Annotated in this window: 20 protein-coding genes; 19 read left to right on the top strand and 1 reads right to left on the bottom strand. The window is 39.0% G+C overall.

Going from position 1 to position 20,316, the window contains the following annotated elements; all coding sequences use genetic code 11:
* Positions 1 to 93: 93 nt before the first annotated feature.
* Entirely contained in the window at positions 94 to 597 is a 504-nt protein-coding gene (locus ACFOSE_RS07295; protein WP_380432059.1) for a DUF308 domain-containing protein, read from the bottom strand.
* A 223-nt stretch (positions 598 to 820) separates the two neighbouring features.
* Between ACFOSE_RS07295 and gdhA the strand changes: the two genes are divergently transcribed.
* From gdhA to ACFOSE_RS07200, 19 genes are all read left to right on the top strand, one after another.
* Complete coding sequence (gene gdhA / locus ACFOSE_RS07290; RefSeq protein WP_380432058.1) at positions 821 to 2,170, top strand: NADP-specific glutamate dehydrogenase; 1,350 nt, start codon at positions 821 to 823, stop codon at positions 2,168 to 2,170.
* A 200-nt stretch (positions 2,171 to 2,370) separates the two neighbouring features.
* Positions 2,371 to 6,789, top strand: a complete 4,419-nt coding sequence (locus ACFOSE_RS07285) for a DEAD/DEAH box helicase (protein ID WP_380432056.1) — start codon at positions 2,371 to 2,373, stop codon at positions 6,787 to 6,789.
* 306 nt (positions 6,790 to 7,095) lie between these two features.
* Complete coding sequence (locus ACFOSE_RS07280; protein ID WP_380432054.1) at positions 7,096 to 7,530, top strand: MarR family winged helix-turn-helix transcriptional regulator; 435 nt, start codon at positions 7,096 to 7,098, stop codon at positions 7,528 to 7,530.
* 8 nt (positions 7,531 to 7,538) lie between these two features.
* Positions 7,539 to 9,341 (top strand): ABC transporter ATP-binding protein, encoded by a 1,803-nt coding sequence (locus ACFOSE_RS07275; RefSeq protein ID WP_380432053.1) that lies wholly within the window; start codon positions 7,539 to 7,541, stop codon positions 9,339 to 9,341.
* Positions 9,331 to 11,079, top strand: a complete 1,749-nt coding sequence (locus ACFOSE_RS07270; RefSeq protein WP_380432051.1) for an ABC transporter ATP-binding protein — start codon at positions 9,331 to 9,333, stop codon at positions 11,077 to 11,079. The genes ACFOSE_RS07275 and ACFOSE_RS07270 overlap by 11 nt, the downstream gene beginning before the upstream one ends.
* Positions 11,080 to 11,209: 130 nt before the next feature.
* The gene (locus ACFOSE_RS07265; protein ID WP_380432049.1) at positions 11,210 to 11,653 is read left to right on the top strand and encodes a MarR family winged helix-turn-helix transcriptional regulator; all 444 of its coding nucleotides are present in this window, start codon (positions 11,210 to 11,212) and stop codon (positions 11,651 to 11,653) included.
* 35 nt (positions 11,654 to 11,688) lie between these two features.
* Positions 11,689 to 12,603 (top strand): glycine betaine ABC transporter substrate-binding protein, encoded by a 915-nt coding sequence (locus tag ACFOSE_RS07260; protein WP_380432048.1) that lies wholly within the window; start codon positions 11,689 to 11,691, stop codon positions 12,601 to 12,603.
* Positions 12,604 to 12,639: 36 nt separating this feature from the next.
* Positions 12,640 to 13,269 (top strand): ABC transporter permease, encoded by a 630-nt coding sequence (locus ACFOSE_RS07255; protein WP_380432046.1) that lies wholly within the window; start codon positions 12,640 to 12,642, stop codon positions 13,267 to 13,269.
* Positions 13,270 to 13,326: 57 nt separating this feature from the next.
* Complete coding sequence (locus tag ACFOSE_RS07250) at positions 13,327 to 14,094, top strand: ABC transporter ATP-binding protein (RefSeq protein WP_380432044.1); 768 nt, start codon at positions 13,327 to 13,329, stop codon at positions 14,092 to 14,094.
* Positions 14,087 to 14,716, top strand: a complete 630-nt coding sequence (locus ACFOSE_RS07245; protein WP_380432043.1) for an ABC transporter permease — start codon at positions 14,087 to 14,089, stop codon at positions 14,714 to 14,716. Before ACFOSE_RS07250 ends, ACFOSE_RS07245 begins: the two co-directional genes overlap by 8 nt.
* A 73-nt stretch (positions 14,717 to 14,789) precedes the next feature.
* Complete coding sequence (locus ACFOSE_RS07240) at positions 14,790 to 15,224, top strand: hypothetical protein (protein WP_380432041.1); 435 nt, start codon at positions 14,790 to 14,792, stop codon at positions 15,222 to 15,224.
* A gap of 169 nt (positions 15,225 to 15,393) precedes the next feature.
* Positions 15,394 to 15,555, top strand: coding sequence for a hypothetical protein (locus tag ACFOSE_RS07235; protein ID WP_380432040.1), 162 nt, complete (start codon positions 15,394 to 15,396; stop codon positions 15,553 to 15,555).
* Positions 15,534 to 15,740 (top strand): hypothetical protein, encoded by a 207-nt coding sequence (locus ACFOSE_RS07230; RefSeq protein WP_380432039.1) that lies wholly within the window; start codon positions 15,534 to 15,536, stop codon positions 15,738 to 15,740. Before ACFOSE_RS07235 ends, ACFOSE_RS07230 begins: the two co-directional genes overlap by 22 nt.
* Positions 15,741 to 15,919: 179 nt before the next feature.
* Positions 15,920 to 16,975, top strand: coding sequence for a hypothetical protein (locus tag ACFOSE_RS07225; RefSeq protein WP_380432037.1), 1,056 nt, complete (start codon positions 15,920 to 15,922; stop codon positions 16,973 to 16,975).
* Complete coding sequence (locus tag ACFOSE_RS07220; protein WP_380432035.1) at positions 16,954 to 17,262, top strand: hypothetical protein; 309 nt, start codon at positions 16,954 to 16,956, stop codon at positions 17,260 to 17,262. Before ACFOSE_RS07225 ends, ACFOSE_RS07220 begins: the two co-directional genes overlap by 22 nt.
* A gap of 122 nt (positions 17,263 to 17,384) precedes the next feature.
* Positions 17,385 to 17,690 (top strand): hypothetical protein, encoded by a 306-nt coding sequence (locus ACFOSE_RS07215; RefSeq protein ID WP_380432034.1) that lies wholly within the window; start codon positions 17,385 to 17,387, stop codon positions 17,688 to 17,690.
* A gap of 78 nt (positions 17,691 to 17,768) precedes the next feature.
* Positions 17,769 to 18,389 (top strand): GTP pyrophosphokinase, encoded by a 621-nt coding sequence (locus tag ACFOSE_RS07210; RefSeq protein ID WP_380432032.1) that lies wholly within the window; start codon positions 17,769 to 17,771, stop codon positions 18,387 to 18,389.
* Complete coding sequence (locus ACFOSE_RS07205) at positions 18,389 to 19,081, top strand: response regulator transcription factor (protein ID WP_380432030.1); 693 nt, start codon at positions 18,389 to 18,391, stop codon at positions 19,079 to 19,081. Before ACFOSE_RS07210 ends, ACFOSE_RS07205 begins: the two co-directional genes overlap by 1 nt.
* On the top strand, positions 19,074 to 20,315 hold the full coding sequence (locus tag ACFOSE_RS07200; RefSeq protein WP_380432029.1) for a sensor histidine kinase: 1,242 nt from the start codon (positions 19,074 to 19,076) through the stop codon (positions 20,313 to 20,315). Before ACFOSE_RS07205 ends, ACFOSE_RS07200 begins: the two co-directional genes overlap by 8 nt.
* The last annotated feature ends 1 nt before the right edge of the window (position 20,316 follow it).

Here is a 20,316-nt window from a genome sequence, read left to right as displayed (position 1 = left end):
TCATCTTAAAGATAAGAGACACCAAAAAAGACAAACCTCCAAAAAGAAGTTTGTCTTCGGTCTGAAGTACCTTGCCATAATGGCAAGGTGCTTTTAATTAAGTCGAAAGAAGACAATGATTAAGGCAATTCCTAACAGGAGAAAGAGCAAGGCGATTAACATCCCAATGATGCTAGCAGAAAGCAGAGGAGCCCCTAGGAGAATAATTCCAAAAATAATGGCAACGACAGCAGATGAAATGTAGATTGAGCTACCAGTGTAGTCCCATTTTCGTAATTGTAGTCCTGTTAATAGACGGAGGATACCTGAAAAAAGGACCCAGTAGGCAATGATAGAGACAAAGGCTTTGGTCAGTGCGAAAATCGAACTAGTCAATAGAATGAAGCCAATAATAATGGATAGAAGACTTTGGAAGAGCTGCCAGAAACTGCGGCGCTCAGGGGCATTGAGATATTCCAGAAAATTGGCAATCCCATTGATAAAGATGAGCAAAGCAATAATCCAAGCAATAGTAGCGACACTTGTCAGTGGATTAACAAAAAGAAAGACAGCATAGCAGATTGAAAAAATACCTCCAATTAAGGGAAACCATTTCATAATCTATTTACCTCGTATCTATTTTTCTTTATTATAGAACAAAGGTCTTTAAAACGCAATATTCAGTCACAAAAAGGAATCAGGCTCTTATCGCAAAAAACATATGTTATGTTTTCTTACATAAAATCAAATTTTTTTCAAAAAATACTTGACAAAAATATTCAGAAAATTTATACTATTCTATGTAATGAAAATTACAGATCTTATTTCGGAGGATTTTATTATGACAACAGGTAAAGAGTATGTTGCTAGCGTGTTTGAAAAAGTAAAGGCACAGAACGGACACGAAGCTGAGTTTTTGCAAGCAGTAGAAGAAGTTTTTGAATCTTTGGTCCCTGTTTTCGACAAATATCCAAAATATATTGACGAAAATCTTTTGGAACGCTTGGTTGAACCAGAACGTATCGTTTCTTTCCGTGTTCCATGGGTTGATGATAAAGGACAGGTACAAGTTAACCGCGGTTTCCGTGTACAATTTTCATCAGCTATTGGTCCATACAAAGGCGGACTTCGTTTCCATCCTTCAGTCAATCAATCTATTATTAAATTCCTTGGTTTTGAACAAATTTTCAAAAATTCACTGACTGGTCAACCGATCGGTGGTGGTAAAGGGGGATCAAACTTTGATCCTAAAGGTAAATCAGACAATGAAATCATGCGGTTCTGTCAATCCTTTATGACAGAGTTGAGTAAACACATCGGCGCAGATACTGACGTACCTGCCGGTGATATCGGTGTTGGTGGACGTGAAATTGGTTACCTTTATGGCCAATACAAACGTCTGCGCAATGAATACACTGGTGTCCTCACAGGTAAAGGGTTGAACTGGGGTGGTTCACTTACGCGTACCGAAGCAACTGGTTACGGTGCTGTTTACTTTGCAGAACAAATGCTTAAAGCTCGCGGTGAAGACTTCAAAGGCAAAGTGGCAGTGGTTTCTGGTGCCGGTAATGTTGCTATCTATGCTGTTGAAAAATTGCATGCCCTTGGTGCTAAAGCTGTGACTGTTTCAGATTCATCAGGTTACGTTTACGATCCAGATGGTATTGATCTTGAGCTCTTGAAAGATATCAAGGAAGTGAAACGCGAACGTATTGTGAAATATGCTGAAGCGCGCCCAAATGCTAAATTTGTAGCTAAAGGCGAAGGTTCAGTTTGGGATGTTAAGGCAGATCTTGCATTCCCATGTGCGACTCAAAACGAAATCAATGCAGAGCAAGCGAAAACACTTGTTGCTAACGGTGTTATCTCAGTTTCAGAAGGTGCTAACATGCCTTCAACACTTGATGCCATCGACGTCTTCCATGGGGCTGGTGTCTCATTTGGTCCAGCTAAAGCTGCCAATGCTGGTGGTGTAGCCGTATCAGCTCTTGAAATGGCGCAAAACAGCGGACGTACTTCTTGGACATTTGAAGAAGTGGACGCTAAACTCTATGACATCATGAAGGGGATTTACGAAAACTCTGCAGCAGCAGCTAAAGAGTTTAGCCAAGAAGGCAACCTCGTTGTTGGTGCTAATATCGCTGGCTTCCTGAAGGTTGCTGACGCTATGTCAGCACAGGGTATTGTGTAAGCGATAGATGTTGTTATTTTGACAGCTATAGCCATTGCCTAATGAAAAACCCAATAAAATAATATATGCAAAAAGAAGTCAGTCAGACTTCTTTTTTTGATATAATGTGTTTATCTTAAGAAGATATTGCTAGGGTTAGCTTTATTATAATTGTTTATAATAAAGAATGGTGATGAGTTTTCTAAAGAAAGGACTTCTTTATGGCGAGTTTACGTTTAGAAGAAAAAATTTTAGACTACTGGTATACTCTTGATTTTTTAGAGCAAGAAAATTTTCCGACTATAAATAACGAAAAGTTGCAAGAAAATAAAGAAAAGTTGCAAGAAAATAAAAAAACTAAGTTTGTCACAATTGAATTGGATGAGACTACTGATTTAATGAATCAGGTGAGTCATCAGGCTAAAAAGCATAAGATGAGTTGTTGGGGCAATATTACGGTTTATATAGGAAAAGTTATTAGAGAGTGTTGTATTGAGACTTTGGTGTCTACATTCCCACAAATTGGTATTGATGTTCAAGAGGTGGAGAATCGCCCAGAAAGAAATGGCCAGTATGTAGCTTGTGCTAGTATGCAATTAACTTCGGAAGGAGTATATATTAAAGACAGTCTATCTTTATCTCCAGTTCTTTGGGCAACGGTCCAAACACAAAAAGGTCTCTCTGAAAATTTGTCTAACCAATTAGATAAAGATTATTATATTTTAGCTAGTCAAGCGGTGGAAGAAAAATATTTAGACGGGTTAGAAGAGGGGGAAGTATTAGATGCAAAAACAAAATTTAAAGATATTTATAGTCATATTGAAAATCATTACCTGGCGCGATTAATATCTCAACAAGAACATGATTATAAGTTCGCAGTCGCTCTATCTTTTCATATGTTTGAAAATGAAGAGGAGAAAAATAAAAAAGAGGAAGATTATTACTCGGGACTGAGTAATAGTTATTTTAATAATGATTTGAAAACAGTTTTAGATTTGGTGAAAAGTCCTAAAAAAACAGTTCCGAAACATGTGATTCATTATATAAAATCCAGTTGTAAAGTCGGAAGTGATTCAAGCAAAAGCAATAGAATCGATCTTGTTAGGCCTGAAACCAGAAAAGTTTTTCAAAAGCAGTTTCAAAAAATTCTAAGTATAGAAAATGCACCTCTTGCAAAGTGGCCATCAAAGTTCAGGTCTGCTTTTATGCAACAGGCTGCTATTAATTTGGCTATAAATAAGGAAGTTAGAAAAAAATTACTTGAAGATAATGAAGATAGTGGAGATATATTCTCGGTCAATGGACCTCCGGGAACAGGTAAGACTACTTTACTCAAAGAGGTTGTGACTCATAATGTGGTGGAGCGTGCGAAGTTATTAGTAAAATACAGTCACCCTGACGAAGCTTTTCAGGAACATTCTTTTTTAAAGGGAGATAAAATTGGAAATGCTTACTCAAATAAAGTACCGAAATGGTATTCACTAAAAAATGATGAGATCAATAATTTTAGTATGTTAGTTGTTTCAAGTAACAACAATGCGGTTGAGAATATCTCTAGAGAACTACCATTAGAAGATAAGCTTTTAGAGGATTTAGAAATTGATCAGACTCATAATCTTGAAGAACAACGTAATCTCAAGGAAGTAAAAGATTTATTTGATGTATCCAAATCCATAACAAAGGAACTATATTTTGACAATAAAAAAAGAATACCTCATAATGATATCTATTTTTCATATCTTGCAAGCAAGAATACCAAAAATAATGATCAAGCTTGGGGGGTGATTTCAGCCCCTCTTGGAAAAAAAGAAAATATTAAAAATTTTTATTATAATGTTTTAAATCATTTTATTTATCAAGGAAATGAAGATATAGAGAAAAGAGTTCATAGATATAAGAAAGCTCGGGAAAATTTTTCTAGACAGTTAAACTTAGTTGAACAAATACAAGAAGAATTAGCTTGCATTTGTAGATTAGGCAGTCGAAAAACGACCTTAGTAGAGGCTATTGATAAAATAAAATTGGAGTATCAGGAATACCTCGATAAATCAAACCAAGAAAGAAAAACGATTCAGAATTTAAAATCTAAAAAAGAGAAGAAAATCCAGCATAAGAGTAAAAAAATTGGCCTTCTTGAGCTAGAATTTAATACATTAAAGGAGTCAAAAAATGTTGCTGAACAAGAAGAACGGGCTGATGAAGAGAAAATAAGCCAGCTATTACAGAAAAAATTAGAGACGGTACAATCTCTAGGTAAAAAACCATTAATCTTCTTTTGGAAGAGAACAGACTATGAAAGGAGAGCAAAGGTTGTTGATGAGGTTGTAGATGATTTAAATAAGCAAGTAAAAAGGATAGAATCCTCCTTTGAAAAAGATCGCTCAGCTATTAAAGTTTTGTCCAATAAAATTGAGAAATTAACAATAGAATTAGATGCTTTAAAAGCAGATAAAAATAATTTAGAAAGCGAGAAAGCAGAATTAGAAAACAAGGAAAAAATTATTGAAGAAAGACTATCTGATTTACTTGATAAAAGAAGGAAGAACGAGCAAGAGTTAGAACATGTCTCCAATAAGTACACCGAACTTCTTGGTTCTTCTGATCGTTTAAGTGAATTAAACGAAGAGTTTGTGACTAAATTGTTATCTGAGGATGATGATGTTTCGGCTGATGCTCAAGCCACTGCTCCCTGGTTCACCTCTAAATTTGACAGGGAGAGAGAAAAGTTATTTTACTATGCTTTAATGTTGAATAAAGAATTTATCCTCTCTTCTAAGCATTGCAGGAGTAATTTTAAGTCTCTAGGTCACTATTGGGGACTATATAATGGTGATGAAAACGAAAAAGTAATTTATCATAAAGAAGACAGAGTAGCTTGTGCAAAAGCACTTTACCAAACTCTCTTTTTATTAGTCCCAGTTATCTCAAGCACATTTGCCTCTATAGAAAAATTTTTGGGAGATATTGGGAGTGAGGCCTTTGGCATGTTAATTGTTGATGAGGCGGGACAAGCTCAACCTCAAATGGCAGTTGGAGCACTGTATAGAAGTCGAAGTGCTGTCATTGTTGGAGACCCTAAGCAGGTGGAACCTGTTGTCTCTGATGATTTAAAGTTATTGAAAAAAACATTTAAAGATGATGACTTGTTGCCTTTAACAACAAGTAAATCAATTTCAGTTCAAAACTGTGCTGATGAAATGAATTATTTTGGTACTTATATTGATGATACTTCACGATCTGATGATCCAGAATGGATAGGGCTGCCTTTATTAATTCACAGACGATGTGTTTCGCCTATGTATGATATCTCGAATAAAATTTCATATAATGGCATGATGAAACAAAAGACAGTTCCTGCTAAAAAAGCATTGGAAGAAAACTTTATTTATAAAAAATCTCAGTGGGTGCAAATCAGAGGAAATGAGAGAGGAAAAAAAGATCATTTTGTTAAGGAGCAAGGAAAAAAAGTAATAGAGATGCTTGAATGTGCTTTTGCTAATCAAACAAATACAAGTAAACTCTCGCAAAATTCAAATGGGCCTAATTTATATATTATCTCTCCATTTAAAACGGTCATTGATGGATTAAGAAAAGATATTAGGAACCATACAAAAAATAATCCTGAATCAGCACTAGTAAAATTTGGCAAGATTGATTCATGGCTTGCTGATAATCTAGGAACAGTTCATACGTTCCAAGGAAAGGAAGCTAATGAAGTTATATTTGTGTTAGGATGTGATCGCAAATCTAAAGGTGCTGTAAGATGGGTTAATGATAATGTTGTAAATGTGGCAGTAACTAGAGCTAAATATCGACTCTATGTTGTCGGAGATTCCTCTGTCTGGTTGGAGAATAGCAATTTACAAATAACCTACAGTATCTTAGCTACCCATGCTATCAAGGAAATTCACTCTATTTCAAAGAATGAAAATTTAGATGAGTCATCAAAAAAAGTTGCGATGCAGGATGCAGCAACAGCACTGCCTTCAATTTCTTCTTTTCCTATCAATGAAACGCAAAACACGATTGATGGGCAATCCGACTATGTTGTAGATGTTGATGGATTGATTACTGGTCTTAAATTATATGATTTTATGAATCAGGATTTCACACAGGAAGAATTGGAACGGTTTGGTTTTTCTGAGTCAAATGACTTACAGGAGTTTAGTGATGAGGTCAGACAAAACTTGGAGTATGGGATGAAATTGTATTTTCTATTATTTCCTATATTAAATCATTTAGATGCTTCATGCTGCGCAGTATTATTTTGTAAGGCAATAGAGCTACAAATGAAAGAATGTTTTGAACAAGGCTTAAAACGTACTTTTCCCGATTATCAATCAAAAGGAAGGAGATTAGTAGAGGTACCATCTAAGGATTTCACCTTGGGAGCTTTTAAGTTTATCATAGGGAAAAATATTGATGAAATTCAAAGAAAGACGCCAGGAAAAAATAGAGATTGGTGGGAAGAGTTTAATGAACGACTTAAAAGTTGTACTAATAGTAGAAACGAATGCTGTCACTCAGGTCCTTTTAATCGTAAACAATTATCTGATCTTCTTAAGGAAATGTTCATGCCAGGGGAATTGCTGGATAAAGGGATTATGTTTGAAAGTAGAATTGGTAAGCTTTTGCGATAAATAAAGTATGATGATAAATATGAATATTTTTAGTCATAAAGAGTTGAAAATAGCTTAGTTAATCATTTCAATAGCCCTCCCATTTGATTCTCTAGTGATTGACCGTAAAAGAAATATGGTCTTGTTTTATAATAAAAATACTTTTTTTGAATTGGAATCAGGAAAAGTATTTTTGTTTGCTTTTATAGGTTAAGTGGCCAAAATAGTTCTCATAGAAACTTTTTGATTGACAAGCATAAAAAGATTACTTATAATAGTTCTCATGAGAACTTTTTAGAAGGTTTTTAGGAAATGAGAGGTGTTTTCATGAAAGAACCTTTCGATTTGTTGAGGGATTTCATCAATACAGTAGAAGTGAAAGTTCAGGAATTAGCTAAGGAGAATGGTATCGAACATTTGAGTGGTCCGCAAGGGCGCACAGTTTCTTATCTCTTTAGGAATCAGGATAAAGAAATTTTCGTTAAGGATATTGAGGAAAGACTTCATATTTCAAAATCAGTTGCCAGCAATCTCATCAAGAGAATGGTGAAAAACGGCTTTGTATCTATTATCCCTTCCCAAAAGGATAAACGCTGTAAGCAAATTGTTTTAACTCCTCTGGGACTTGAGAAGGCTGAGAAAATTATCGTTTTTCATGAAAAAATTCATGAGCAGCTATTAAGGGGAGTTGACGAGACGGAGCTCGAAGTCGCCCGCAGGGTTTTTAAACAAATTAAAAGAAATTTAGAAAAAAAGGAGTAGTAGAGTAGATGTTTAAAATTTTTAAACGCTTAAGTGCTAAAGAATGGGCCATGATTGTCTTGAGTACGGCCTTCATTTGTTTAGCGGTTTGGATGGACCTAAAAACGCCTGAATACATGTCTAAAATTACCACCCTGCTACAAGAAAAGGGAACAACGACCTCGGACATTATGGATCCTGGTTCTAAAATGTTGATGTTCTCTTTTGGAAGCTTTTTTATGACTGTCTGTGTTGGTTTTCTAGCTTCTCGGACAGCAGCCAGCTTTACAACTAGACTGCGTTCAGACATCTTCAATCAGATTACGGATTATTCGGAGGCTGAAATCAAGAAATTTTCAGTACCTAGTTTGTTGACACGTACAACTAATGATTTGACCCAGTTACAAATCATGATTGTTATGGGGATGCAGGTTGTCACTCGTGGGCCTATCATGGCTGTCTGGGCACTGACTAAAATCTGGGGTAAGAGCGATGATTGGACCAGTGCTGTCGGAGTAGCTGTTTTGATAATTGCCATTATGCTATCTATTTTGATGTTTGTTGCCTTTCCAAAACAGCGCAAGGTTCAAGGATTGACCGATAAACTCAACTCAACAACGAGGGAGTCTTTGACCGGTGTGCGTGTCGTCCGTGCTTACAATGCTGAAGACTATCAAGATAAGAAATTTAAGGAAGAAAATAAAAATCTGACCAAGCTCAATCTCTTTGTTTACCGACTCATGGCTCTAATGAACCCAGTGATGACAATGGTTTCAAGTGGACTAACTTTAGCCATCTATTGGATTGGAGCTCACTTAATCAATGATATTGACATTCCGATGACTAGTATTGCCGAAGCTGCCAGTGCGATCAAAGATCGTGTTGCTGTTTTCAGCGATATGGTGGTTTTCTCATCTTATGCTATGCAAGTCGTTATTGGTTTTATGATGATGGTTGCTATTTTTATCATCTTGCCGCGTGCCCTTGTGTCTGCAAAACGTATCAATGAAGTCCTAGCACTTGAGACTTCCATCCATTTCAATGAAACTTCAAAGGCCGACAATGGTCATAAAGGAGAAATCGAAGTTCACGATGTTAGCTTTCGCTACACTAAAAATTCTAGTGCTGTTATTGAGCATGCTTCCTTTAAGGCACAAGCTGGACAAACGGTCGCCTTCATCGGTTCAACCGGCTCTGGTAAATCAACTCTGGTCAATTTGATTCCACGTTTCTATGATGCAACTGAAGGTTGGATCAAGGTTGATGGTGTTGATGTCAAGGACTATAGCCACGATGATTTGAACCAAAAAGTTGGCTATATTCCACAAAAGGCAGTGCTCTTTAGTGGTACCATTCGTTCCAATATTGCCTTTGGGGAAAGCGGTCAAAGCCCACTTAGTGATGAAGCCATCTGGGAAGCACTGGAATTGGCTCAAGCTAAAGATTTTGTCGAAAAACAAGAAGCAGGTTTGGATACACCTGTCGCCCAAGGTGGTAGTAATTTCTCTGGTGGACAAAAACAACGGTTGGCCATCGCCCGTGCTTTAGCTCGTAAGCCAGAAATTCTCATCTTTGACGATTCTTTCTCAGCTCTTGACTACAAGACTGACCGTCTCCTTAGAGATGAGCTTAATAAGAAGACTAAAAGCATGACCAAATTGATTGTCGCCCAACGTATTTCGACGATTATGGATGCTGATTTGATTTTGGTCTTGGATAAAGGACAGGTTGTCGGTCAGGGAATTCATAAAGAATTGTTGGCTAATAATGAGGTTTATCAGGAAATTGCCTACTCACAACTATCTAAGGAGGAACTGGAAAATGAAAAATAAAAAACCCTCATTGATTAAACAGATGTCTCCTTATCTTAAAGACTATCGAGCTTTTATCGGTCTTGCAGTGATTTTTTCAATCATTTCAAGTACCATCACAGTTATCGGTCCCGATCGCCTCAAGGAAATAACAGATACCATAACTAAGGGGTTGACCGGTAAGATTGACCTTGATAAAATTGGTGACATTGCCTTTACCCTTGCCCTCATGTATATCGGTGGAGCCTTGGTATCTTACTTAGCAAGTTTTATCATTTCAACAATCATTCAGCGCTTTTCGCAACGTTTGCGCAATGCCATCGCTGATAAGATAAATAAGGTGCCTCTTAAATATTTTGATAGTCACTCACAAGGTGACACTCTGTCACGGGTTACTAATGATGTTGACCTGATGACTCAATCTTTTAACCAAAGTTTGGTCACCATGCTGTCAGCTGTTGTGCTCTTGTTTGGATCGATTTTTATGATGATCAAGACTAATGGCGTCTTAGCTGCGACCGCCATTGGGGCTGTTTTTGTTGGTTTTATGCTGACAATCTTTATCATGACAAAGAGTCAACCGCTCTTTAAACGTCAACAAGACAATCTAGCTGATGTTAGTGGTTACGTTGAGGAAATCTATACAGGTCATAATGTTGTGACCAGCTACAACGCTCGTCAACAGAGCAAGGAGCAGTTTGAAGTTCTCAATAAACAACTCTTTTCAAGCATGTGGAAGTCGCAGTTCTTCTCAGGAATTATGATGCCGATGATGCAGTTCATCGGAAACTTCGGCTATGTTATGGTCTGTATCGTTGGAGCTCGTATGGCTGTCAACGGGGATATTACTATAGGGACAATTGTTGCCTTTATGACTTACGTGCGTATCTTTACCCAGCCAATTTCACAAATTGCCCAAGGAATTACTCAGTTGCAAGCAGCGAATGCTGCTATGATCCGTGTTTTTGAGTTTCTATCAGAAGAAGAAATGGAAACAGAAAACGATAAGACTCAACAGCTTCAAACGGTTAAGGGAGATGTTGCCTTTGATAATGTCTTCTTCGGTTATGATCCAAATAAAACCATCATCCACAATTTCTCAGCTCATGCTAAAGCGGGACAAAAGATTGCTATTGTTGGACCAACTGGTGCTGGTAAGACAACGATTGTCAACCTCTTGATGCGTTTCTATGAAATTAATAAGGGGCGCATTTCTATTGATGGGGTCAATATTCATGATATGAAACGCCAAGAAGTCCATAATGCTTTCTCTATGGTCTTGCAAGATACTTGGCTCTTTGAAGGAACCGTCAAGGAGAATCTGATTTATAATCAAGAATATATCACAGATGAGCAAGTAATTGCGGCTACTAAAGCAGTGGGAGTTCACCACTATATCAAGACGCTGCCGCAAGGTTACGATACAGTTCTTGATGATTCGGTTTCCTTGTCAGTTGGTCAAAAGCAATTGATGACGATTGCGCGTGCTCTTCTTAAAGATTCACCGCTCCTCATTCTCGATGAAGCGACCTCATCAGTTGATACCCGTACAGAAGAGTTGATTCAAAAAGCTATGGATAAATTGATGGAAGGACGTACTTCCTTTGTCATTGCCCATCGTCTCTCAACGATTCGCAACGCTGACCTGATTCTAGTAATGCGCGATGGTAATATCATTGAGCAAGGTAATCATGATCAGTTGATGAGCCAAGATGGCTTCTATGCAGATTTGTACAATTCACAATTTGCAACAGCCTAAATACTGGTAAGCAGTCCAATGGACTGCTTTTTTGTTGATTTGAAAATTGATAATCATTGACCTATTTTTTTAGAAATGTTAGACTAAGAAAGTAAAATTATTTTACCATTGTAAAAGAGGAGGAAAAGCTGTGTCAGTTGCAGATAATGCTCAACGTTATTCGAGGTTGCGTGATGAACAATCCTCACTCTTTGAGCTTTATGCTAGGCGCAACGGCTTAACTGGCAAAAGTCTTTTGGTTTTGCTTTGGCTCTATCATAGTCCTCAGGGCTTGAGCCAAGAGTTTATAGCCAAGAGAACCTATTCCACCAAGCAAGTTATCCGCTCAATTATCAAAAACTTGCAAGCGGAGACTTATATTATCTTAGAACTATCAAAAAAAGATCGACGCAAAAAGATTGTTCGCCTAACAGATTATGGCAGACGCTACGCTAGCTCTTTGGCGGATCCTTTGGCCCGTTATGAGCAAGAGGCTATGGCTGTTTTAAGTCAAGAACAGCAAGAAGTGCTACTGGAAGCGACAGCGGTTTTCTCACATAAGCTGAGGCAAATTTTGGAAGAACGAGAAGTTTAGTAAAAACTCTTCAAGTGAATAATGGAGTTGTATCAATGAAAAATAAAAAATTATTACTGAGTCTTATTTTAGCCATTCTATTGGCTGCTATTGGCGGATTTTTCTATCTGAATCAGCAAAACAGTACCTCATCGGGGAATAAGGGAACCATCCGTTTTGGATCAAAAGATTTTACGGAAAATCTGGTGATTTCAGAAATCTATTCCCTGGCCTTGGAAGATCACGGCTACAAGGTTGAGCGCAAAGATAATATTTCAAGTTCTCTGATTCATAATTCTATCGTTAATGGTGAAATTGATATCTATCCTGAATACACTGGAACAGGTCTGCTGTCTATTTTAAAAGAGGATATGCAGACAAATCCTGATAAGGTTTATCAAACTGTTAAATCAAAATACCAAGACAAGTATCAGTTAACTTGGTTGAATTATGCACGAGCCAATGATAGTCAGGGGCTGGTCATTCGCACGGAGGTGGCCAAAAAGCTGGATATTTCGTCTATTTCTGATTTACAAAAGCATGCCCAAGAACTGCGTTTTGCCTCTCAAGGTGAATTTGATAAGCGTGATGATGGAATGCCAGGCTTAGAGAAGGCATATGGAGGCTTTGATTGGAAATCATCCAAGATTTATGATAACAGCTTAAAATACAAGGTACTTGATAATGACGAAGCTGATGTCACACCAGCCTATACAACCGAAGGACAGCTGGTGGATACAGATAAATTCACTTTATTGAAGGATGACAAGAATTTCTGGCCGCCTTACAATTTGGCTCCCGTTGTCCGTGACGATACCCTCAAGAAATATCCTGAAATCAAAGGGATTCTCAATGATGTAACAGAGACTCTAACCACTAAAAAAGTTACAGAGCTCAATGCCAAGGTCGACGTAGACAAGGAGGACTACAAGGATGTGGCTAAAGACTATTACCAGAGCATCAAAAAATAGTTTAAGCAGACCCTAGAGATTAGCAAGGAGAAAGAAATGCTATCTGATATTAGAACTTATTTTGCTGAAAATAGCACAGAATATTGGGGTTATGTTTGGCAGCATATCAGTTTGAGTATAGAAGCTCTGTTAGTTTCTCTAATCTTAGGAGTCTTTCTAGGCTGGTATGCTTATCGTCATCCCAAACTCAAACAGTTTGTCACTAGTTTCAGTCAGATTCTACGAGTAGTTCCCAGTTTAGGTGTCCTATTTATCCTGATTCCTCTTATTGGAGTAGGGCATCTGCCAGCCCTGATTGCCCTAGTCTTTCTAGGGCTTTCTCCTATTATGGTCAATACTCTTGTTGTACTGGAAGAAGTTCCTTCTGATTTACTGGAGACAGGAAGAGGATTGGGAATGACCCAGAATCAACTGATGGTCAAGGTGAGTTTTCCCTTGGCGCTGCCATATCTGCTCAATGGTATTAAACTATCACTGGTTGAAATTATCGCCAGTGCCACCCTGGCAACCTATATTGGTGCTGGCGGCCTAGGCAATCTAATTTTTACTGGTCTTGGGCTTTATCGTTATGATTTATTGGTAATCGGTGGGCTCTCGGTTGCCCTATTATCGTTTTTAAGCATGCTTATTTTAGATTTAGGAATAAGATGGAGCAGCGTCAAGTAAAGTAGTTAGAATCAGTAAATTGTTAGAATAACCAATGTTAAAAGAAATGAGAAACCTATGACAAGTATGATCAGTTTTGACCATGTCAGTAAGGTCTATAATGCTAAGGCTGTGGTCAATGATATTAGTTTTAATATTGAGCAAGGAGAATTCATTACTATCCTTGGAACATCGGGCTCCGGTAAGACTACAACGCTCAAGATGATCAATCGTTTAATTGAGCCAAGTTCTGGGACTATTACCTTTGAGGGGGAAAATTTGCTTGATTTAGACGCTGTTGCCTTACGCCGCCAAATCGGTTATGTCGTGCAACAGATCGGTCTCTTCCCTCACATGACAGTCGCTGAAAACATTGCTACGGTTCCCAAGCTCTTGAAATGGGATAAGGAGCATATTGTGCAACGAACAGTTGAACTCTTGGAATTGGTTCAATTGCCAGCTGACGAGTATGCCAAACGTTATCCCAATGAGCTATCTGGGGGTCAGCAGCAGCGGGTAGGAGTGGCGCGTGCTCTAGCTGCTAATCCTGATGTCATGCTCTTTGATGAGCCTTTTGGTGCTATTGATGCGATTACACGTACAGAGCTACAAGACCAACTCTCGGCTATTCATCACAAGCTAGGAGATAAGACCTTCATCCTTATTACACATGACATTACAGAGGCATTTCGTCTAGGTAATCGCGTTATGATAATGGATGAAGGGAAAATCTGTCAGTTTGATACCCCTTCTAATATTGTTCAAGCACCTGCCAATGAATTTGTTAAAAAATTGATTGAAACAGCACGTGCTCAAGAAGCGATGTGGAGTTCTGCCCATGATTGATTATTTCCAAACCTCCTCAGGTCAGTTGGTTACAGCGACACTTGAGCATATTATTTTATCAGGTCTTTCGCTCCTCATTGCTCTTGTGTTGGCTAGTGCTATCACCATTCTTCTAATCTTTCTTCCCCGCCTACGTCAGTTTTCTGTCTATGCCGTATCTCTCTTGTATGCCATCCCCAGCTTTGCCTTATTTGCTTTACTTATTCCCTGGACAGGGCTGGGAAAAGGGACAGCTATCACTGCCTTAGTGATTTATGCTCAGTATACTCTAGTGCGTACTTTCTTGGCTGGTTTAACACAGATTGATCCAAGTATTCTTGAAGCAGCCATTGGGATGGGGATGACCAAGTGGCAGGTTTTTACTAAGATTCAACTGCCTCTGGCTGTTCCTTCTATCATCGCCGGCATCCGTCTGGCTGCAACCTCTATCATTGCCATTGCAACCATCGCAGCGACAGTAAATGCCGGTGGTTTAGGGACCATCCTCTTCGAGGGTTTGAGGAGCATGAGCCTACCTAAACTGGTTTGGGGAATTCTCTTGACCGTCACCCTCAGTCTCATTGTTAATCTGATTTTATATTTGATTGAAGAGATTATTAACGAAAAAGACTCAGCTGCTTAGCGGCTGAGTTTTTATAGAAACTAAGAAATATGATAGAATGATATCGATGTATCAAGCTATGGTGGTAAACGAAATGATAGATAAAAAACGTCAACAATTTAAAAGAGAACTCTTAAGATTGATTTATAAGGAGAAACGTATTCAAAAATTTCAACTTGACCAACAGCTCCATCAGAACTATCTGCTTGAAGGTAAAAAGAGACTGAATGCCCTTCTGCGTGTGATGACCGATTTTTCATTGGCTGTTTTACCAGAGGCTAAGCGGCGAGGAGATCTAGACTTTGCTAAGGAATTGCGTCATATTTGGGACAAAACCAAGGGGACAACCGATAAACTTAAGCAGGATGAGGAAAAGATTATCGCCTTTGGCTGTATTCTGGAAGAAGATTTGGCACATGTGCGGGAGGAAAAAAAGACGCTCTTTGAGCAATCACGGCTCACCGATGAAGAGATTCAATCCGTTATTAAAGAGATTGATGATAATATAAATAAAGGAGAAAAACATTAAGCTGATAGGGAGATTATCAGCTTTTTACATAAGGTTATCTGTGTTTTTTAAGGGCACAGCAACAAAATTGATGGAAGTTTGTGATAAAAAGAGGATGACAATGTCAAAAAAGAAGAGAGTACTGGGTGTAGGTATCGTGACAATGCTATGTTTGGCGGTAGGAAGCTGCATGTTTTACAGACACCAACAAGAAGCAAAAGAGCGCAACCGCCAATATGAGGTCAGTCTGGTCAAGGCGCTCAAGAATTCTTATGAGGGGATTGAGGAGATTGAGATAACAGATCCTGAATATACATCTCCACCTGGGGCATGGCATGTGAAATTAAATTAAGATTTGTAGATGGAGAGGTCATAAAATTTGGAGCAAGTTATGATAAAAATTATCATAAAATCTCACAAGGGGGAATAGTAAGAAAATTAACTAATAACAAGCAACAATATTTAAAACAACATAAAGGAACAACAACTAATAAGGTACAAGTTATTTATTCTAATAATGAGAAAGAGGAACGATAATGTCTTATCAATACACAGATGAAGAACTTAATTATTTCAACTAGCATGAACAAGTTTACAGTGTAGATCCCAATGTTGCAGAAAAATATGATGTAAAAACTGTAGTTGGAAAACCTGATGATGAACTGAAAAAAGATGAAACCAACACCATCACCGTTGACGGTCAGGAGTTTCGGGTAGTGGCGACCAAGAATGATCCCAATGGAACTGGCTTTCAGGGTATGGCAGTTGCACCAGTGGATGAAAATGGGAATGTGGATACCAGCAGTGTGGCGATTATCGCTGCAGGAACAGAGTCTGGCAATATCACAGACATGCATGGTGCCGCAGAAGAAACGACTCAAGGCCTTTCTCCTCAGTATGAGGCGGCTGAGGATTTCTATGATGAGGTTACCTCAGAAGGCTATACAGTCAGTCAGGTGTCAGGCTATTCGCAGTCAGCTTACATGCTCAAGGTCGGTGCCAATCATGGTGTGCCGGCAACGGTTTTTAACGGCTGGTTTAGCTATGATTCGCTGACGGACGCTGAAAAAGAGTATATGTATGATCACCCTGAGGATTATGTCAACTACCGCCGAAAAAACGATGAGGTCACCAAGTACAACGATGCCTTTCACGGTGCCGCCGAAGAAGAGCATGGGACAGTCGTCTGGGTAGATGGCTCCAGTCATGATATTGCAGATTGGAAATTTGGCAAAAACGGTGAGGTTGTCGATAAAAATGGCAATCCTGTCAGCGTTGCTACACTGACAAAAGCTTATGATCAAGGTCTCCAAAAGTGGAAATCAACCACACTTAATCCTCTTAAAGAGTCTTTCAAATCCGGTGGCTACTCAGATCATGAAATGATTTATATGGACTATGCACAGGCAACCGCTGTCGCAGAAGTTCTATCAGCGGTTGCTCAGACCGGCCATGAGATTATTGTCGGCCATCGCGATCAGGCTGTCAAAGATGCTGAGGAGCTTTACAATAGTTTAAAGAAGCGGCCTTGGTCAGTTGATAAACTGTCAGACGATGAAATCGCCGCTATTTATGCGGAGTATGGCTTGGATTATGAGGGGATTGTTGGGAATATCAAGGAACATTTTGATGCAAAGGTCAAGACATCACAAACCGTTACAGAGAAATTTACAAAACTAAGCAGTACAATAAAAACGCAGCTTCAAACCATGGAAGAAGCTGACAGCGGATTAGCAAAGGACATAGCAGGATGGAAAAGTGGGACCGTATAAACGCTAAAGTGCGCAAACTTGAAGAAGAATTGGAAACGATCGAAGAACAGTATCGCAAAGATAAAAAAGCTATTGAGGAAGACTTTGCCCTCTACGAAGACAGGCAGCGTCAGCTTTATCTGCTGCTAGAAACTAAGCACGAGGAAGCCCTCTATGATTTTAGGCGGGCAGAGATAGAAGATTACCAAGAGCTCAACAATCTCTTTGAGGCTTGTTTGCTTATCAGTCAAAATACATTTTCTAAAGCGTTTCAGGAATGTGACGACCGTATGGATACTCTGGAATAAACCTATAGAAAGGTTCATGGAGAAGCAGAGGATAAGCTAGAGGCAGCTTATGGGGAGCGCCGCCGTATTGATTTAGAACTATTAGATCAAGGAAAATAATCAAAAAAGGAGTTGATTCATTTATGATAGAATTATTAGATGAGGCTATTGGAGTAGCGGTCGCTACAGGGTATATGGAAGATTTGGAAAAAGAAGTTGAAAAAGGGATTATTTTGGCGATGATTCCTTTTAAGAAATCTAAGAAAAAGTCGATAAAAAGAGATCGCGATCAGGATATTTCAGATTCGTCGCAGGAGACGAAGCAATCATTAGAAACAATCGCTTCTGAGTTGGATAAAGATATTAAGGGAAAGTTTTCAAAGGCCATTAAAAATACGATTAAAAACCATGCTTCTGACTATGATGATTTGCTTAGGGTGTATAACTGATGCATTTGGTTAGGGTCGTTTTGAGCTCTTCTTAGGAATTTTTGCTATAATAAAACTATTATTTTTTAAGGATAGAAAATGGAAACAAAAATTTACGGGGACTATGCCCAATATCTGCCCCTAATTTTGCAGGAATTGACAGACCATATCATCGAAGCCAATGAAGTTTGCAAGATAGAAACGGGCTTCAAACTTTATGAGCACCTGAACTCACGGATCAAATCTGAGCATTCCATGATGGAAAAGTGCCAGCGCAAGGGTCTTCCCCAGACTAGTCAGTCAGCCTTGCGTGATATCCGCGATAGCATCGGCATCCGGATTGTCTGTGGCTTTGTGGATGATATTTACAAGACGGTTGACGTTATTAAAGCTATTCCCAATGTCAGTATTTTTAACGAAAAGGACTACATTACTAATACCAAAGCTAACGGCTATCGTTCCTATCATTTGATTTTAGAAGTTGCGACAGCCTATCCTGATGTTTTGGGCCATGATCAAGGCTCCTACTTTGTCGAAGTTCAGCTGCGAACCATCGCTCAAGATTCTTGGGCCAGCTTGGAACACCAGATGAAATACAAACACAATATTAAAAATCAGGAAATGATTACCAGAGAGCTTAAGCGCTGCGCCGATGAATTGGCTTCCTGCGATTTGACCATGCAGACTATTCGCAATCTCATTGAGGAGGGCAAGGACTAATGAAAATTTTACTAGCAGAAGACGAAGAGCAACTATCCCGCGTTTATAAAGCAGCTTTGGAACATCAAGGTTATGAAGTTGATCAGGCTTTTAATGGTCAAGAAGCTCTCGATCTAGCCCTTGAAAGCGTCTATCATGTTATCATTTTAGATATCATGATGCCAGTTAAAACCGGTCTTGAAGCCTTGAAAGAAATTCGCGAATCTGGCAATAAGTCCCATATCATCATGTTGACTGCTATGGCAGAAATCAATGACCGCGTGACAGGCTTGGATAGCGGTGCCGATGAATACTTGACTAAGCCCATTTCGCTCAAGGAACTTCTGGCACGCTTGCGTTCCATGGAGCGCCGATTGGACACGTTCACGCCTAAAATTTTAACCGCAGGCACTGTCAGTCTCAATATTGCCGAACAGGAATTGACTGCTGGGAATTCTATCCGCCTATCTAGCAAGGAAAGTCAACTGATGGAATTTCTGATGCTCAATACCGACAAATCCCTATCCATTAAAGAAATTTTCCAGCAGGTCTGGGGCAGAGATGACGACGAGGAAGTTACTCAGGACTATGTTTATGTGTATATCTCCTATCTGCGACAAAAGCTCAAGGCTATCAAGGCTGATTTAGAGATTACAGGAGAAGAAGCAGGTCCTTTTAAGCTGGCAGCAATAGGAGGAGACAGTCATGTTTAGACGGTTACGTATTCGCATTATTCTAATAGCTGCTGCAGCTCTATGTGCGGTTCTTTTTCTCTTTGCCAGCGTCCTCAGTTCAACCTATTATTTTATGACACGCCAACAGATTAATAGCGCTCTTCAGCTCCTATCTGCTAATGACGGGGAGCTACCCTACAACAGCACGACTTCCAATCGTTTAGGTGTCACTTCGCCAGATGCTCTTTACCAGTATCGATATTTCAGCATCCTTCTTGATAATAATGGTGAATTAGTGTCGGCATCTACCAAAAATATTCAGGCCATCAATGAAGATGATATCAACGATATTCTGGATGAAAGCCTAGATTCCCTGGCACCTGATGGCAGACTGACAATTGGCAAGACTCAATATTCCTACCGTAAGACACGGTTGAAAAACAATCAGACTCTGGTTGTGATCTTGGACATTAGCCAGTTCTATGCGTCAGCTAAACGACTGGCACAGTGGACCTATTTTATGTCTGCTGTAAGTTTTATTCTCTTTCTAATCATCTTCTCCCTTTTTTCAGGACGAATTATCCGTCCTTTCATCACAAATATGGAGAAACAGAGGCGCTTTGTCACTAATGCAGGGCACGAACTCAAAACCCCCTTGGCCATTATTCAGGCGAATACAGAGCTGCAAGAATTGATGACTGGTCAGACAGAATGGTCCGTCTCCACCAAGGATCAGGTGACCCGTCTGACCAACCTCATTAATTCAATGGTAGCCATGGCACGCTTAGAAGAACAGCCTGACATTGTTTTATCCGATATTGACTTTTCAGATGTTACTCGCGATGCAGCAGAGGACTTTAAGGGACCTGTTCTGCGTGATGGGAAACGCTTCGTTATGGAGATTGCTCCAGACATCCATATTCGCGGCGAAGAAAAATCTCTTTTTGAATTGGTGACAATTTTAGTCGATAATGCGAATAAATATTGCGATCCAGAAGGGCAAGTTACGGTTAAACTTTCCCAATTCGGACGTACACGCAAACGTGCCCGTCTGCAAATTTCCAATACCTACAAAGAAGGTAAAAATACTGATTACAGTAAGTTTTTCGAGCGTTTCTATCGGGAAGAAGAATCGCACAATAACAAGATGAAATCAGGGTTTGGTATTGGTCTATCGATGGCTGAAAATGCTGTTAAACTTTTCAAAGGACACATTCTGACTACATACAAAGATGATACTATTACATTTACCGTTATTTTCCCCAAAACATAGA

This window comes from Streptococcus dentapri (assembly GCF_042649885.1).
Lineage (GTDB): Bacteria > Bacillota > Bacilli > Lactobacillales > Streptococcaceae > Streptococcus > Streptococcus dentapri.
Note: the sequence above shows the minus strand (reverse complement) of the source record. Positions and strands in the feature narration are given on the sequence as shown.

What these genes read in the sequence shown, in the direction of transcription:
- gdhA (WP_380432058.1), top strand. Translation starts at nt 821, where the DNA reads ATGACAACAGGTAAAGAGTATGTTGCTAGCGTGTTTGAAAAAGTAAAG.
- ACFOSE_RS07230 (WP_380432039.1), top strand. Translation starts at nt 15,534, where the DNA reads ATGGCATGTGAAATTAAATTAAGATTTGTAGATGGAGAGGTCATAAAA.
- ACFOSE_RS07210 (WP_380432032.1), top strand. Translation starts at nt 17,769, where the DNA reads ATGGAAACAAAAATTTACGGGGACTATGCCCAATATCTGCCCCTAATT.
- ACFOSE_RS07250 (WP_380432044.1), top strand. Translation starts at nt 13,327, where the DNA reads ATGACAAGTATGATCAGTTTTGACCATGTCAGTAAGGTCTATAATGCT.
- ACFOSE_RS07205 (WP_380432030.1), top strand. Translation starts at nt 18,389, where the DNA reads ATGAAAATTTTACTAGCAGAAGACGAAGAGCAACTATCCCGCGTTTAT.
- ACFOSE_RS07260 (WP_380432048.1), top strand. Translation starts at nt 11,689, where the DNA reads ATGAAAAATAAAAAATTATTACTGAGTCTTATTTTAGCCATTCTATTG.
- ACFOSE_RS07275 (WP_380432053.1), top strand. Translation starts at nt 7,539, where the DNA reads ATGTTTAAAATTTTTAAACGCTTAAGTGCTAAAGAATGGGCCATGATT.
- ACFOSE_RS07295 (WP_380432059.1), bottom strand. Translation starts at nt 597, where the DNA reads ATGAAATGGTTTCCCTTAATTGGAGGTATTTTTTCAATCTGCTATGCT.
- ACFOSE_RS07215 (WP_380432034.1), top strand. Translation starts at nt 17,385, where the DNA reads ATGATAGAATTATTAGATGAGGCTATTGGAGTAGCGGTCGCTACAGGG.
- ACFOSE_RS07255 (WP_380432046.1), top strand. Translation starts at nt 12,640, where the DNA reads ATGCTATCTGATATTAGAACTTATTTTGCTGAAAATAGCACAGAATAT.
- ACFOSE_RS07285 (WP_380432056.1), top strand. Translation starts at nt 2,371, where the DNA reads ATGGCGAGTTTACGTTTAGAAGAAAAAATTTTAGACTACTGGTATACT.
- ACFOSE_RS07235 (WP_380432040.1), top strand. Translation starts at nt 15,394, where the DNA reads ATGTTTTACAGACACCAACAAGAAGCAAAAGAGCGCAACCGCCAATAT.
- ACFOSE_RS07280 (WP_380432054.1), top strand. Translation starts at nt 7,096, where the DNA reads ATGAAAGAACCTTTCGATTTGTTGAGGGATTTCATCAATACAGTAGAA.
- ACFOSE_RS07270 (WP_380432051.1), top strand. Translation starts at nt 9,331, where the DNA reads ATGAAAAATAAAAAACCCTCATTGATTAAACAGATGTCTCCTTATCTT.
- ACFOSE_RS07220 (WP_380432035.1), top strand. Translation starts at nt 16,954, where the DNA reads ATGGAAAAGTGGGACCGTATAAACGCTAAAGTGCGCAAACTTGAAGAA.
- ACFOSE_RS07245 (WP_380432043.1), top strand. Translation starts at nt 14,087, where the DNA reads ATGATTGATTATTTCCAAACCTCCTCAGGTCAGTTGGTTACAGCGACA.
- ACFOSE_RS07240 (WP_380432041.1), top strand. Translation starts at nt 14,790, where the DNA reads ATGATAGATAAAAAACGTCAACAATTTAAAAGAGAACTCTTAAGATTG.
- ACFOSE_RS07200 (WP_380432029.1), top strand. Translation starts at nt 19,074, where the DNA reads ATGTTTAGACGGTTACGTATTCGCATTATTCTAATAGCTGCTGCAGCT.